The sequence below is a fragment of the Bacillus sp. FJAT-22090 genome, assembly GCF_001278755.1.
In the GTDB taxonomy this organism is placed as follows: domain Bacteria; phylum Bacillota; class Bacilli; order Bacillales_A; family Planococcaceae; genus Psychrobacillus.
The window spans coordinates 981,398-996,492 of record NZ_CP012601.1 but is presented as its reverse complement, the minus strand read 5'-3'; the positions used below and the strand labels follow the sequence as shown (position 1 = coordinate 996,492).

The 15,095-nt window shown below is 34.3% G+C and carries 15 protein-coding genes, 1 pseudogene and 1 riboswitch; of the genes and pseudogenes, 3 read left to right on the top strand and 13 right to left on the bottom strand.

All coding sequences use genetic code 11. The features are described from left to right. Positions 1-342 precede the first annotated feature (342 nt). From AM499_RS05230 to AM499_RS21600, 3 genes are all read right to left on the bottom strand, one after another. Positions 343-1,053, bottom strand: a complete 711-nt coding sequence (locus AM499_RS05230) for a hypothetical protein (protein WP_053589213.1) — start codon at positions 1,051-1,053, stop codon at positions 343-345. A gap of 57 nt (positions 1,054-1,110) precedes the next feature. Further along, positions 1,111-1,479, bottom strand: a complete 369-nt coding sequence (locus AM499_RS05225) for a hypothetical protein (RefSeq protein ID WP_053589212.1) — start codon at positions 1,477-1,479, stop codon at positions 1,111-1,113. A gap of 126 nt (positions 1,480-1,605) precedes the next feature. Further along, a riboswitch (cyclic di-GMP riboswitch) is annotated at positions 1,606-1,692 on the bottom strand. Between the two features lie 473 nt (positions 1,693-2,165). Continuing rightward, positions 2,166-2,330 (bottom strand): hypothetical protein, encoded by a 165-nt coding sequence (locus AM499_RS21600; RefSeq protein WP_156316756.1) that lies wholly within the window; start codon positions 2,328-2,330, stop codon positions 2,166-2,168. Between the two features lie 460 nt (positions 2,331-2,790). Between AM499_RS21600 and AM499_RS05220 the strand changes: the two genes are divergently transcribed. Together AM499_RS05220 and AM499_RS05215 are read left to right on the top strand one after the other, a co-directional pair. Next, on the top strand, positions 2,791-3,609 hold the full coding sequence (locus AM499_RS05220) for a mechanosensitive ion channel family protein (RefSeq protein ID WP_053589211.1): 819 nt from the start codon (positions 2,791-2,793) through the stop codon (positions 3,607-3,609). A 471-nt stretch (positions 3,610-4,080) separates the two neighbouring features. Beyond that, on the top strand, positions 4,081-5,295 hold the full coding sequence (locus tag AM499_RS05215) for an MFS transporter (RefSeq protein WP_053589210.1): 1,215 nt from the start codon (positions 4,081-4,083) through the stop codon (positions 5,293-5,295). A 437-nt stretch (positions 5,296-5,732) separates the two neighbouring features. Here AM499_RS05215 and AM499_RS05210 read toward each other — a convergent pair whose 3' ends face one another. From AM499_RS05210 to AM499_RS05180, 6 genes and pseudogenes are all read right to left on the bottom strand, one after another. Next, positions 5,733-6,098 carry a cupin domain-containing protein gene (locus tag AM499_RS05210; protein WP_053589209.1) on the bottom strand — a complete coding sequence of 122 codons (366 nt, stop codon included), beginning with the start codon at positions 6,096-6,098 and terminating at the stop codon, positions 5,733-5,735. 273 nt (positions 6,099-6,371) lie between these two features. Next, positions 6,372-6,653 (bottom strand): annotated as a pseudogene (locus AM499_RS05205) (GNAT family N-acetyltransferase); the annotation flags it as partial. Between the two features lie 553 nt (positions 6,654-7,206). Continuing rightward, entirely contained in the window at positions 7,207-7,683 is a 477-nt protein-coding gene (locus AM499_RS05200; protein ID WP_053589208.1) for a GNAT family N-acetyltransferase, read from the bottom strand. A gap of 263 nt (positions 7,684-7,946) precedes the next feature. Further along, a protein-coding gene (locus AM499_RS21215; protein ID WP_156316755.1) for an IS3 family transposase occupies positions 7,947-9,307 on the bottom strand; the annotation gives its coding sequence in 2 pieces (ribosomal slippage) (positions 7,947-8,851 and positions 8,851-9,307; 1,362 coding nt in all). A 74-nt stretch (positions 9,308-9,381) separates the two neighbouring features. Then, positions 9,382-9,831, bottom strand: a complete 450-nt coding sequence (locus AM499_RS22340; RefSeq protein WP_053589205.1) for a DivIVA domain-containing protein — start codon at positions 9,829-9,831, stop codon at positions 9,382-9,384. A 271-nt stretch (positions 9,832-10,102) separates the two neighbouring features. Next, positions 10,103-10,489 carry a hypothetical protein gene (locus tag AM499_RS05180; protein ID WP_053589204.1) on the bottom strand — a complete coding sequence of 129 codons (387 nt, stop codon included), beginning with the start codon at positions 10,487-10,489 and terminating at the stop codon, positions 10,103-10,105. A gap of 344 nt (positions 10,490-10,833) precedes the next feature. Between AM499_RS05180 and AM499_RS05175 the strand changes: the two genes are divergently transcribed. Further along, positions 10,834-11,298 (top strand): hypothetical protein, encoded by a 465-nt coding sequence (locus AM499_RS05175; protein ID WP_053589203.1) that lies wholly within the window; start codon positions 10,834-10,836, stop codon positions 11,296-11,298. A 139-nt stretch (positions 11,299-11,437) separates the two neighbouring features. Here AM499_RS05175 and AM499_RS05170 read toward each other — a convergent pair whose 3' ends face one another. The 4 genes from AM499_RS05170 to AM499_RS05155 form a co-directional block, all read right to left on the bottom strand. Beyond that, positions 11,438-11,887, bottom strand: coding sequence for an NUDIX domain-containing protein (locus AM499_RS05170; RefSeq protein ID WP_053589202.1), 450 nt, complete (start codon positions 11,885-11,887; stop codon positions 11,438-11,440). A 273-nt stretch (positions 11,888-12,160) separates the two neighbouring features. Continuing rightward, positions 12,161-12,646 carry a GNAT family N-acetyltransferase gene (locus tag AM499_RS05165; protein WP_053589201.1) on the bottom strand — a complete coding sequence of 162 codons (486 nt, stop codon included), beginning with the start codon at positions 12,644-12,646 and terminating at the stop codon, positions 12,161-12,163. A gap of 428 nt (positions 12,647-13,074) precedes the next feature. Next, entirely contained in the window at positions 13,075-14,235 is a 1,161-nt protein-coding gene (locus AM499_RS05160) for a sensor histidine kinase (RefSeq protein WP_156316754.1), read from the bottom strand. Further along, positions 14,225-14,920 (bottom strand): response regulator transcription factor, encoded by a 696-nt coding sequence (locus AM499_RS05155; protein WP_053589199.1) that lies wholly within the window; start codon positions 14,918-14,920, stop codon positions 14,225-14,227. The genes AM499_RS05160 and AM499_RS05155 overlap by 11 nt, the downstream gene beginning before the upstream one ends. Positions 14,921-15,095 lie beyond the last annotated feature (175 nt).

Below are 15,095 nucleotides of genomic sequence, written 5' to 3'. Positions count from 1 at the left end.
CTCACCGATTTCAGCGAGATTTTCTCCTTTTTCATGTACATTTTTTGAAAATGAAAAAAACTTTTCCCTTACACGGCTGAAAAACTCAATTAGTTGATTAAAAACAGCATGATCAGAACTTCTTTCATCAACTTCGCTTGTGATATTACCTGCTGATATTTCTTTCATTCCATTTATTATTTCTTTATTAATATGAGGATGATGTTTTAGCGAAAAATATCGGTAAGCAAAATAAACCGAGACCCCCATTAAGATAAAAATTATACCTAGCATAATAGCTTCCATGATAAATAAATCCCCTAACTACTATTTATTGTTGAATTAGACTTAATGATGAATATTTTAAAGCTCCTTTAAAAGAATATATGTTCCATCCGCTACATTTACAGGAATACCATTCAACTTACTATTATCCTGATATTTATGAACAATATAATTTCCTTCTAAATCTTTATATTTTTTCATATTATGATATTTTTCCATAACACGTATCGACTTCGGGTTTGTCGCTTCACCTAAAACAGCCTTCACCCCTTGTGTCGATGCCTTTGTCATCAATCTATTTCCTAATTGCTGAATAATTTCATGACGGTCATGTTCAGCTATCACTCCTAACATGAATAGGTGTAATAACTCTCCATCTTTGATTTCTTTTCCGTTTCGCTTTTTATAATCTTCCATGAAACGTTTATCCACATCCTCCAGAACACGCAGAATTACATTCATATCATAAAAAGAACCTTCAAATATATCTTCCCCGATAATCTCTGGTGCATTTGTATCTCCAGCAAGCACACCAACAACATTATTATGAATATCCTCAGCGACTACGCAATAACCCTGCTCTATTGTAGAGTCTAAATAATCCTTGGTAAAATTATAGAAATCTTCATAACCTAAATTTAATTGACCTACCATCGGTTCCTGAACCCATTTTCCTGAAACATCCACTCCAATAAATGAACGAGCTAAACACTCAGCTGCTTTCTGAATTAAAGCTGTTTGTTCCTTCATTATAATTTCATATGTATACAATTCTTGTGTTGTTTGCACTTATTGATCTTCCTTTCAAATTATAAAATAAAAATTTCCTTTCTATTGGACCTAACATTACATAGAATGAGGTACTTTATCGATAAATGTACCTGTGAACTCAATTCTTTCAAGTGCATTCCTAATTTGCACTTGAGCAATTTTAGATGAAGGTTTTACTACAAGGATATCCTTAAAACCTAAGCTAGAATAAAACTGCATCGTTTGCTCCAACTGCGGTACAACTTTTGATGGGACGGGTGTTTGGTGAGTCCCATCGATAACAAACGTATATTCTTGTCTTGATACTTTATTAATCGTATCCTGTAAATCTATCAAATAACCTTCTGCATCTTCCGCTCTCATTAATCCATGCACCTGTACTTGAACTTCCTTCGCGACCTCATTTATTGCCATTTTATATTTCCTTTTATCTACTACTATCATTTCTAATCTCCTTTTTCCTATAGTCTGCTATACTTCAGTGTTGACTTTTGTCTTTTTTTCGGGAGTCTAATAAATAAAAGCTATCCCACTTAATAAGGGATAGCCTAAGAATCGTTGGTTATTACTCTAGGCAACCCGACTATCATTATCCAAGAGGACTTTAGACTCGTAGCTTTGCGTCCTTACCTTTCGATAAGTTTGCCTTTTTCAATTTTAGATAATTAATAGTACTATACTCACAATTACATATCACTATAACAGTATAAAGAACTTATCATATTTTGTCGATACCAGTATTTTTTATTTATAAATATCGGAAACATAAAACAAGTCTAACGTCCTTATGCATTGTTAATTCTCAATATTTCGTCTGACTTATTGCTTATAAGTGCTTTATATAAATTACGCTTGCGGGAATGTTAGACAGACTCTGGCATTTAGATGACTATTAATAATGTATATTTCCCATGTACGAAAAAATAAAAAAGGCTTCTCATAAGTTTGGTTAACTTATGAGAAGCCTTCATTAAAATCCTTTATGTCAGCAAAATGTTAGCATTTCACTTTCACCTTATATTCAAACCCTTATATATCAATGGTTGAAGAGGTTTACTACATCATGCCGCCCATGTATCTTAAAACTGTAATATCATCGAAATGATGGACTTGTTTAACTAAAGCACCCGTTAGCTTAATAAATCAAAATGGGATGTATCATTAAATTTATTTACAACATTTTGCTGAAAACTATTTTGACTTAGAACTGTAATACCACCTACTGACGAGGAAAAGTATGCATTGACTATCATTTCTGCCTCAAATTTCATCCACCATGCAAGTATGTACCCCAAAGTTCCTCCGAAAAAATCAGCGCTTCACCACAGAGAATGAAAATGGAATTCCAAGTCCATAATGTTTAATGGCTGAAGAAGAAGGTCGTTGAACTATCGGTACCTCTGATATTATGTAATAGTTACCTTAATACCCGTCCTTGCAAAATATGAGCCAGAGACCGCTAAAATTCATGCTACTTCTTACACTGTTCTTTCTTCAACTAAACTGAGGGAGTCCAATAAGAACGAAAAAAGGGTAGCACAGGTTCAATTCTCTCATTTATCTTTATCTCTGTATCTTTTAATATCCATTCATCAGCGGAAAACAAATTATTGGCAATATTATCGTTCCTCAAGAAGTACTAAGAGGGATTCTCTTTTTAATGGAACCATGCTATCTTTAAGGTTTGTTGGAAAGGAAGGTTTTCTCCTTATTCGTATTCCTTTGGTATAGTGTAAAAAATTGGGGGTTGATAGGATGTTTTTCTTGGGACTGTCCCAGCAGTTGCCCGTAAAAATTTTAACGGTGGCTCTGCTGATTACACTCACGGTTTATTTGATCCGCAAATCCATCAAGCTTTTCTTTGAAAAAACAAGCATCTTGGATGAAAAGCGAGAAGAGACATTGATGCATTTTGTCAACCAGGTGACAAAGGTATTGGGACTGGTGTTCTTCTTTATTTATGTGCTTAGCCATTTCTTCGACCTGGCAAAGCTTGTCACTGGTTCGGTCGTGTTGGCAGGTGCCTTGGCATTGATACTTCAGCATATCATCCGCGATTACATTATGGGGTTGACCTACTTGTTTGAGCGCCAGATCCATCACGGGGATTATGTCATTATCAATGGGAACCGTCAGGGAAAAATCGAGGAAATCAGCATGCGCCACCTAAAGATCCGCCAGTATGACGGATATCTCTATTCGGTCTCCTATAGCAACATCTCGGAACTTCAGAACGGGAACCGGGGAATGCGCCGGGTGAACGAAAGCCTTATCCTCAACTATAGGCAAAATCCGGACGATGCTTTCAAGGTGATGGAGGAAGTAGCACAAACATGCAACGAGAAATACGGTGAATACCTGTTGAAGGATGAGAACGGCGTTCCCGTGGAGAGTTTCAAATTCAACCAAATCACCGAACTGAACGTGGATTTCAGGGGTCACCGGTATTCATTATCAGGTCTTGTGAAGGAAGCGGATTTCGTTGAAATGAGCAAAAAAGTGAGGTATGAACTGGCGATGGCTGCCTACAAGAACGACTTGATGATGGGAGAGAGCCTCAACACAAGCCATTAAAAAATACTTTTTAAAGATAAGGTGGATGAAAGTAAATTAAGTTACTTTCATTCACCTTGTTTTTCCCTATATTATAAACAAAATAACTACTATAACTTGCCCTTTGCTGATTTCACCATTGTTTTTCATGTAAATCATTTCTGCAACTTCCCCGTGTTCTAGTACCTTCAGAATAATAATACGCACATTCCTTCCCTACTTCTGTTTCATTTGTTTTATTTTGCACGAGAAAATTTTGTAAGTTTTATCTATTTCGCCAACCATGTATTTGGCAACAATTAATGATTCCTCATGTAATTGCTTAGTTATAGATTGATAGATTAACTAGCAAATCAAGAAGAATTTATTTTTTAAATTCTTGTTTTTGTAAATTAACCACTCAGCCCGCCTCTGTTTCCATTTATAACCTTTTTATAATATAATAGTAGATTCAAGTTCTGAAGAATATGAAAAGAGAGGAGATATGATGCAATGAAGAATAATAACAAATTATGGAATGGGAATTTTTTGCTATTATGTTTTAGCAATTTTTTTATGTTTACTAGCTTTTATATGTTGTTACCAACTTTGCCTGTTTTCTTAGTAGAGCATCTTGATGGTACAGAACGACAAGTGGGGTTAATTATCGCATTTTTTACAACAGCTCAAATATTTGCTCGCCCTCTAGCTGGGAAGTGGTTGGATGAAATCGGGAGAAAGAAAGTGTTTTTGTATGCACGTATCGCCTTTTTTGTATTAATGTTTCTCTATTTAAATATTCCGGGACTACTTTTATTTTTCCTTTTAAGATTAATTCATGGGTTTAGCTTTGGAATTGCTACAACAGCATCGGGAACAATGGCAGCTGATGTCGTGCCATCTGAACGTCGTGCTGAAGGAATGGGGTATTACGGAGCCTTCGTCAGCTTAGCACTTGTAATAGGTCCTTCATTAGGGGTATGGATTATGAATAGTGGGAATTTTAACGTTTTATTTATTTTTTGTTGTGTTCTAGGTGGAATTAGCGCTTTCTTAGGAAATTTGATTAAGGTTGATGATCATACACAAAAAAACGGTGGAGACCAAAAACGGTCTCTTATGGAAAAACTTGTCGAACCTAAAGTAATACATATCTGTATTGTTTCTGTCATGATCGTATCTGTTTATGGCGGTATTGTTTCGTTTATTTCTCTTTATGCAAAAGAATTAAAAATGGTAGAAGCATCGGGATACTTTTTTGCTGTTTATTCATGTGTGTTATTAGTAATAAGGCCTCTTACTGGAAAAATATCCGATAAATACGGAGCTTCTTTTGTCATCTATCCGGGAATGTTATTGTGTATCGTAGGAACGTTTGTGTTAAGTCAATCGAATACCCTTACTATCTTTTTGCTTTCAGCATTTCTAATAAGTCTTGGATTAGGTTCTATACAACCAAGCTTACAAGCGCTTGTAATAGACGCTGTGCCTTCCGAACGTAGAGGTGCCGCCATAGCTACTTATCTAATGTCAGTCGATTTAGGTATCGCAGGTGGAGCCTTTGTCTTAGGTACTATTGCAAATTATATTGGATACAGCGGTATGTTTTTGTCTTCTTCTTTATTTGTATTTGTGGGCTTATTGGTTTATGGACTATATCAGTTGCGGCAAGTTAAGATGCGAAAAGAGGAATTTCTACAAGACACTAAAAACTCAAGTGCACTATAACTGGGATGAATTAGATTAAATGAAGTAAAGGGAGTAATAAAAAAACAGTGAATTCACCATATTCGGTGAAATTCACGTTTTTTGTGTAATTTTTTACTTTTATTGGAAGATAGCTGGCGAACTAGAGCAGCATAAGAGTTTCACAAAGGAGGTAAAGGAAGGATTACTTTCTATGATTCCTCCATTCCATTATGAAATAAGAGCAAGAGAATGGACTAGTGGAAGTAAGTTAAGGTTACCCCAAAAAGTTTTTATAGACTATAATAACCTACCTACTCAATTAAGAGTAAGTCGCTAATTGTAATCATATAATTGTTTTGTACTGCAATTTATTTGTAGCATAGAAAAGCGATTCTTATTAAAGAATCGCTCCAGATTACGGAATATATGTAACTTCCTTTATATGTTGATCCAAAGAAAGTAACTGAATTATTGGTTTAAATCCATATGTTATTTTCAGCAGTTAGTTTTAAATTAGTTTCACCAGTGTTGACTACACCTTTAGGCTCTACCAGCATTATATGGCATTCCTTTTCAGCATAAGGCTTATGTTCCACACCTTTTGGTATCACATACATTTCTCCTTTGGAAAGTTTAACCTCTCCATCGCGGAAAGCAATGGACATCTCGCCGTCTATCACGATGAATGCCTCATCGGTGTCTTTATGATCGTGCCATACAAAATCCCCCAAAATCTTAACTAACTTAAACTGATAATCATTCATTTCACCAATGACTTTGGGCGACCAGTGTTCACTGAATTTGGACAGTTTCTCGCTTAGATTAATAGCATTATAATTGATATAAATCCCCCCAGAACTATTCTTACCCTTATTTTACAACTTCGATAGATTAATTACTATTTTGATTAAGATCTCAAAAGTTTCTGCTGATCTTCAACAAAATGGCCCAATTGTTGAACAAAAATCAAACAGCACTCTTGAACTAAACTGGTGCGTTAGTTGAAGAAGAAAGATGGACATTATGTTTCGGTTGCTAAATAAAATGCCAGCAAATCTCTGCTCACTTAAATGACATCTTTTTTTAATAATCCGGACGTTACCTCAAAAAGAAAATTATAATTTCTTTTCAAAAAAGGTTAGAGATAAATTTTCATTTACAGTGACTTCTTTTATATTTTCAAAGCCATTCTTTATATAAAAACTAACTGCTGGAGTATTTTTGGAACCAGTCGCCACTTTTATTTTCTTAACTTCGTAATTATTTGTTACAATATTTAAAAGCTTCTGGGCAATTCTTTTTCTAAAATGTGTTGGATGTACAATTAACCTGTGTATATCAACAACATCATTTTCTATTTTTAATGATATTGCTCCACATAGGTCTTCATATTCGTAATAACCAAAGAATACTTCTTAGCATTCTTGCAATGTTTCGACGGTATCTCTCAATGGCGGTATTTCATTGGTACCGATTATTTCAGCCTCTACCATATAGGATGGTATTTGAATGTTTAATACATCCATAGTGTTATCTCTAACACTAATGTCAATTATTTTAATCAAGGTAAACCCTCTTCCAATTATTTTTTCTTTTTCAACTACCGAGTAGTTAGTTAAATTACAAAATCGATTTCAACATTACCATAATTTTCTAAACTATACAACATAAAAAAACACCACCTATAAGGTGTTGCTATTACACGCTATGTTCTAGAAAACAAAAAAAGCCAACTAAAAGTCGACTTAATTTATTTAACTAAAGCACCCGTTAGTTGAATAAGAGGAAAGTGACGCTTATTAAACAATCGCGCCCTTTTATGGAAGATCGGTTTCCAATACCTTTGCTTTATAGATATTGCAGAATCGTCTCCGTTAGTTCAATCCTAAGGACTAAGGATAAAGAAATTGATAAATTTATCGGTTCCTCTTATCATGGGGTGGCAGTAGATCAGAGTCGCAATACGGTTATTGGCTCGTTGTCGCAGATTTCACCATTGTCACGGAAGCCGAAGCTTTCATAAAGCTTTTTGGTCGCGAAGTTATCGGTCCCATATGGGATCCAGCAGTAACGTGCTGGCCCGGCAGGAAAGGTACGTATAAATTCCAAGATTTTTTTCATGGCTTCCCGACCGTAGCCCAGATTCTGGTATTGCTTGTCAATCATCAGTCGCAAGATACAATAGCTATCATCTGCGATTGACGGGAGTTCGTATCCGGTGATTCCATAAGTCAGCATTACAAAACCGACCGGTTGATCATCCGCATAAATGGCAAACGGAAATGGATGTCCCCCATTGGTTGCAAGGACAAAACACGTAGCCACGCTTGACAGATTAGACGCAACGAAGCGCCGTTGTTCATCTGAAACTTCAAGGTTGAATATGGCACGGCGGTTATCCAACGTAATCTTTCTGAGCTTAATCATGCTAGGCTTCTCCCTTCATTAATGTCTATAACTCTCCTTCAAATTTGATTGAATCATCCTCAAGTTATAACTATTTCGACAAATTATATATATATACCTCTTATTCAACTAAACTGCTGCGTTAGTTTAAGTGTAACATTTCACAATGGGTCTCCGAAGTCTAATTGTTGTTCTGTACATAAAAATAGACCATCGAAATAATGGTCATGTTTAACTAAAGCACCCGTTATTTTGAACTGACCCAATAAAGTTAGACAAATAGCTTAAGCAGCTTCTAAGACCTGAGTTCGGTATTCTACTGGACTTAGGTCTTTTAATTTTGCCTTCATTCGTTTATGGTTGTAATACTCGATATATTCATGTAGTTCACGTTCAAAATGTTCCATATTCTCAAACTCTTGTAGATAAAGAAGCTCCGACTTTAATAAGCCAAAGAAGTTCTCAATGACTGCGTTATCCAAACAATTGCCCTTACGGGACATACTTTGTCTTATATTATGTTTCACTAGCGTTTTTTGGTATTTCTTCATTTGATATTGCCACCCTTGATCAGAGTGTAAAATGACTGTACTTCCTGGATTTAAACTCCCGATTGCCTCGGCTAACATATCACCCACAAGTTGATAAACTGGGCGGCTCATTACCTTGTAAGCAATGATTTCGCCGTTACATAAATCAAGTATAGGGGATAGATATCGTTTCTCACCGAATAAATGGAATTCGGTTACGTCCGTTACCCATTTTTGATTCATTTTTCCTGCATGGAAATCACGGTTTAGTAAATTCGGTGCGATTTTGCCAGCTTTTCCACGGTAAGATCGATACTTCTTAATCCTCACTTCGCATTTTAAACCCATTTCGTTCATTAATCGGTTGATCGTCTTTGGATCATGAAAAATATTTCTTTTCTTTAATTCTTTGGCGATACGACGATAGCCATAACGTCCTTTATGTTCATGATAAATGGCTTCGATTGCTTGTTTTTCCTTCGCGTATTTATCTTCACGCTGTAATCGTTTTTCCCAGTAATAATAAGTACTACGTGGAATGTCTGCGACTTTAACTAATTCCACGACATCAAATTCAGCCTTTAGTTCAAAAATTACTTGCGCTTTGATTTTGTTTGTAATTTTTCCTTTTCCTGAACTAAAGCGTTCAACTTTTTTAAGTAGGCATTCTCCATACGCAAACGTTCATTTTCAGCTCGTAGAGCTTCCATAGATCCATCAACTGGAGATGTTTTTTTGTCATTCGATTTGGTTTCCTTTTTCATGGATGGGCGCCCCTTTTTCTTTGGTAGTAGGGCATCGATTCCACCAATTTCAAACGCTCTTCGCCAATTTCTAATCAGACCAGATGACGAAATATTAAAAATTGCGGCCGTTTCAAGAGAGGATGTACCCATTTCGTTCATATAACTCAGTACATCTAGTTTAAACTGTTGCGTATAAGTTGTATAGGGCAGACAGAATGCCTCTGCCCCTTGATGTTCATAAAGTCTTACCCATCCTCGCATCACAACTTTACTGACTTTTAAGTCCCTTCCTATTTCCTGATAACTTTCATGGCCTCCTAAATAACGCAATACTATATTGATTTTTTCTTCTGCTGTAAATCTAGCCATAAAAAACACCCCGCAAATGTTAGTTTAGTGTCTAACATTTACGGGGCAGTTCATTTGAATAACGGGTGTTTTTTCTAATATCCTCTTATTTTTTTCACGTCTTCCTTGAGCATTTTAATTTCTTTTATTAAACCCTCTTCAATAAATCTATAATCCTTAATAATTAGGTCTAAAAAACCGTTTACTTCATCAATGTCATAGCCACCAAATGCTCTTTTTTTGAAAGTCTTATTGTGAATAATTTCTTTATTCAATAATATATATGGATGAATTTTTTCATTTGTAGAAGGAATTTTTTCAACTGTCATAGAATCCACAATTCCTTTAGTGAAAATTAGTAGAGCTTTTTCCCCATCATGGTTTTCCATAACAACCTCTATACTTGTAAAATCAAGTTGTTGCACAGGAGACATAGAACTTGTAGTTATATTTGTTATAAAATATTCTTCACGAATCATGGCTTGGCAAACTTCATTCAATTTAGGGTAATCTTTTATAAGTTCACTTAATTTTTCATGTAGCATAATAACCTCCATCAAATAGAACCATTTATTATTGGTTTGATTAGAAACCCATAGTTATCTTAGCATATCCTTGTTCAACTAACCTGCCCCTTTAGTTTAAGTGTAACATTTCACAATGCATATCTGATATCAACTTAATGTTTTGGACATAAAATTAGACCATCGAAATGATGGCCATGTTTTGCTAAAGCACCCGTTAGTCTAAGTACAATGCTTCACAAAGTACTGAATTATTGTTATGGATTTTCACCAGTTAAGCATATTCAGTGACTTAAAAACTCTTTTCTACATGGAAAAAGGACTTTCTAACATAAAATGTATAAATTAAAACGATTACTGACCAAATAAAATTCCCAAGAAACGGTTGTTGATTATATGATAATAATAGAATATAGCTTATTAGACCAAATCCAAATGAATATAAAATCATTAACCAAAATCCCCATCTTTTTAAACGCATATAACCAGATATGATGATAATGGAAACAACTGCCAATATTATCCTAAATGGCTGTTCTGGAAAATTTGGTAAACCGAACCTATCTGCTATGCCAAATTCATCTGCATCTGGATTAACAAATACGACTGTGAAAATCAATACAGCTGCACCGAAAATGTAATAATAACTAATAAAAGATACTCCTAAAGGTCTTTTCATTTTTTCACCCTCTTTACACTGTTTATATTTAATCCTTATTCCTTATCTTATTCACCCGACCTGCCCGTTAGTAAAAGGCTCTACTCCTTATTGAAGTAAAGCACCCGTTAGTTGAATAAAATATTTTTCAGACTTAATGCATTTTCTATATCTAAGCCGCCAAACCCTTTGTTTTCGTTACTACTAATAATTGAAGCTGTCCTACTTTTTTCCGAAACATGCTACCAATATAACTCCCAAAACCAATTCTTTTCATCCTAACCTCCCCTTTTCCAAAAATTGATCATAGCTATGATGGTACTATTTCTCTATAATCTATTTTTAGAACAATAAAGGAGTCAATTATGTATATTTGGAATATTAACGCACTTATTACAGCTTTAAGGGAGGATTCCTTTACTGAAAAACAGAAGAAAAATTACAGAAGTGTTTTTTGGATTATAGTAGCTATCGCTGTTTTATCATTACCAACAGTTTACGATTTTTCTACTATGAATCAGATTGATGTTATTGATTTCATTTGCTTTATTGTGATCAATGGGATTGGTTTATTTATAATATTTCGTATCTATCAAAAAGGAAATAGAAAAGGCTTTTTTATCCCGTTTTTTAGTTTAACGATTCCAATTTTTTTAAGAAACATATTACTTATTATCGCTTTAAATGGAATTGGATATTTTGTCATTTACGATTTCCTACCTTATCAATCTCTTTATGAAACAAACTTAATGGATTTAACTATTTCAATAGTAGTGGAAGTTGTTTATAACTTAATGTTTATCCATTACTTTAAGAAGATTTATAAGTAAGGGATCTAATCGTAACAAGCCACTCAAATACAGGGTGATACATATCGTTAATGGTATGTATCACCCTGTATTTCTTAAGAATTGCCCGTTTTCGGTTTATTACTATTCAACTAAAGCACCCGTTAGTTGAACAAGACTATTATTCATAAATCTTTTCAATAAGAATATGGGTTATATGATTTTTGTTAGAAGCGATAACATCTAGTATGCCTTCAGGATAGGTAGGTCTATTTTTTAATTGGTTTAATGTACGCCAAATGAGCTTTACTTCTGGTCTTTCCTTATGCATTAAATTACCCTGAATGTCCTTAAAGACTACTGAACACCAATGTATTAATGTACAATCATGTCTTTTCTTTCCATCATACTCAACAATACTTTCATTAACACAAGCAAGTTCACCGACCTTTGATTTTAAATCAAACTCCTCAATTAATTCTCTTTTAATTGCATCAGAAGCTGTTTCTCCAAATTCAATACTTCCACCAGGAAAACGGTAAAAACTTTCTTCTAAATCACATTGAACAAGAAATTTTGTCTTCTCTTCGTTAGAAATAATCCCTTCTGCTCTTAACAAAGGCTTATTCATATAAACACTTCCTAAATAGATATATATAAACTTACTTCTATTTTTAACTCCCTAATTCCTTCTTCAACTAGCCTGCTGCGTTAGTTCAATAAGAAAAAGCTACCCATACAGGCAGCTCCTTGTTTAACTAAAGCACCCGTTAGTTTAAGTGAAACCTTCCACAAACCTCATAATATTTACTGAACTTCAACTTATCCTTCTTTTCCTAACTCAAATCTTTAATTTAATTAACAAATGAGAAATTCTTACCTCTTGAGGATTGTTTTTAGTGAATCATATCTTAAATGTTTGAATTAAACACTGCTCATCATCAACTAACTCTTGTCTTTCATTAATCTCAATATTTAATTCCAGATATAACTTTTTCCAAAAAGAAACAGCACGTTTGTTTTCAATAACCTGCATTACAAAATAATGCCCTTGTTTCTCTTCAAACAATTTTACTGCAGCTTTAGCGGCCAATCCTTTACCTTTGTACTTATTAAGTATAAAAAAATCATTTATTTCTAAATCATTTTCCTTTGTCAAAAACGGACGCTCCAATAGTAATATAAAACCTATAATATCACCATCCAATTCAATGAAATATGGGGAAAGTCCATCTATGTCCCAAAACTTATCCAGGTTCTCATATTCAAAAGAACCATCTACCCCAATGTCAATCATTGAAGTGAACTTTGAAAGGTCATGAAGATACAAAGAGTAAAGGTTTCTTAAAACAATGGTCACTTTTCGGCGGAAACCAATTTCTAGCTCTATACAAATTACCGCCGTTGTTCATAGTGAAAACTTTGCATAGAGCTAATCTTTAAACTTCTTCTAATTCTTGTCATAGTGATCTCCTTCCTGTTCGTAATACAACTCCAATTAAATTTCTTATTAATAATTTCGATAGGACTGCCCGATATCTTTCGAAGTGTTAAACTAAATCCACGTCAATAAGCTACACATAATTATATGTCTTTTAGTAAGTTACTCAACAATCTGGTCCAATTGTTGAACACAAGTTAAACAACACTGTTCAACTAAACAGCTCCGTTAGTTTAAGTGTAACATTTCACAACGGGTCGCTGAAATCCACTCGATGTTTTAAACGTAGAAATAGACCATCGAAATGATGGTCATGTTTAACTTCAATCAACTCGGTATTCTTTCTATAAGCTTCTCTCATAAACTCAATAACTTTTTCAACTTTTAAGGCACTTAAGATAAACTGAAAAAACGGTTTTTTCTTCGTCACTTGCCACATGTATTTCGCCATCGTGTATTTCAACAATGCTCTTAGCAATAGCAAGACCCAATCCAGAACTTTCAGAATACATGCTGCGTGATTTATCAACCTGATAAAATCTTTCGAATATATGAGGTAAATCCGTAGCTGGGATTGTATTTCCGTAACTTGTTACTTCTACTAAAATGCACTTATTGTCTAAAGTAGCGAAAATATCAATTTGTTTTTTCTTTATTCCGTATTTTAAAGCATTTGATAACAGGTTCTCAAAAACACGAATAAGTAGATTTCCATCTCCTTCAGCAATAAGTGGTTCAGAACTATATGTCTCATTACAAACGAACTGCCTCTGCACTAACTCGATATGATAGTGTTCAACAAGCTGCCCAAGCATTTCCTTTATATTTAGCGGTTCCTTTTTTACTTTAAGCTGATGATTTTGTACTCTCGTATATTCGAATAAATCCTGAATTAACTTATGCAGTAGGGTTGATTTCTCATAAGCAATATCAATGTAATGCCTAAGTTCTACTTCATCTCTATATTTGTCTTCCGTAACAAGAGACAAGTAACCAAGTATAGAAGTCAGTGGAGTTCGAAGGTCATGGGAGACATTCGTAATTAGCTCGTTTTTTGTTCTCTGGGCATTTCGTTCTTCCTCTATCAGTGTATCCATTTTGCTGATGATCATATTAATACTTTCTGTTAATTGCAACAAATACTTGTTTTGATAAACAGGTTCAAACACTATCTCCTGATTGCTAACATATTTTTTAGTATCAGTAATCAGCTGATTGAGGGATTTTAAAAATTGTCTTCTTTTTTCATGTTGGTAAAATAAGAAAAAATAAAACATGAATACTATAAAAAAACTTAACTGTTTAAGAAGGAAAGGCCAAGGAGAATACAGGATGTTATAAACTCTCCTCTTACCAAATAAAGTAATAAATTCAGTAACCATTCCACTACCAACTACTGAAGTATTAACATAGCCTACCACCGCATTTTTAATAAAGAATAAAGAAACTGCTGATAAAATAGCGGACAGGATTATTCCAGTGACAAGACGCCACTTTGAAAAGAGTCCAATTTCTATTAGTAACGATCTAATAACCAATTTTATAACCAACTCCCCAAACAGTCTCAATCATTTTTTCTCCATTTAATGCGGGGTCAAGTTTTGCTCTTAAATTACTTATATGAACCATAACCGTTTTGCTTGAATAGATTTCCTGCTCATTCCATACCAATTGAAAGATATCTTCCGAACTAAATACACGGCCAGGCTTACTGCAAAGCAGGCATAAAATATCAAATTCAATTGCGGTCAATTTCAATGGGTTATCACCAATAAGCACAGTGTGATTCTGTTTATTTATTACTAAAGGACCACAGATTAAACCTTCCTTAGAGGATTCTGAATTTCTTTGTAAATACCCTGATCGTCTTAACAATGCTTTTACTCGTGCTACAAGCTCCAATGGATTAAAGGGTTTAATAAGGTAATCATCCGCCCCGGTCGTGAGTCCATATATTTTATCCATATCTTCTGCTTTTGCGCTTAACATTAAAATCGGTACAGTTTGATTATCTTGTCGAATTTCACGACAAACAAGAATACCATCTTTTTTAGGCATCATCACATCTAGAATAATTAAGTCGGTTGATTGCATTGCTAGCATTTTTAAGCCTTCTTCCCCATCATGGGCTAAATGAACCTCGTAGTGTTCCGCCTCTAAATAAATCCGTAATAAATTCGTAATATCATTATCGTCATCTATTATTAAAATAGCTGCTTTCATAAGACATCTCCACCTATTTATCTAAATTCTTCTTATATTATAAACATAGATACTTTCGAAAAACTATCCACACCTAAATCTTAAGAAATTCTTTAACTTTTCTTTCCTTTCTTTTAATATTCGCTAACTACAATAAGGATATGTTAATAAGGATTTAGGAGAAGAAGAGACGGAG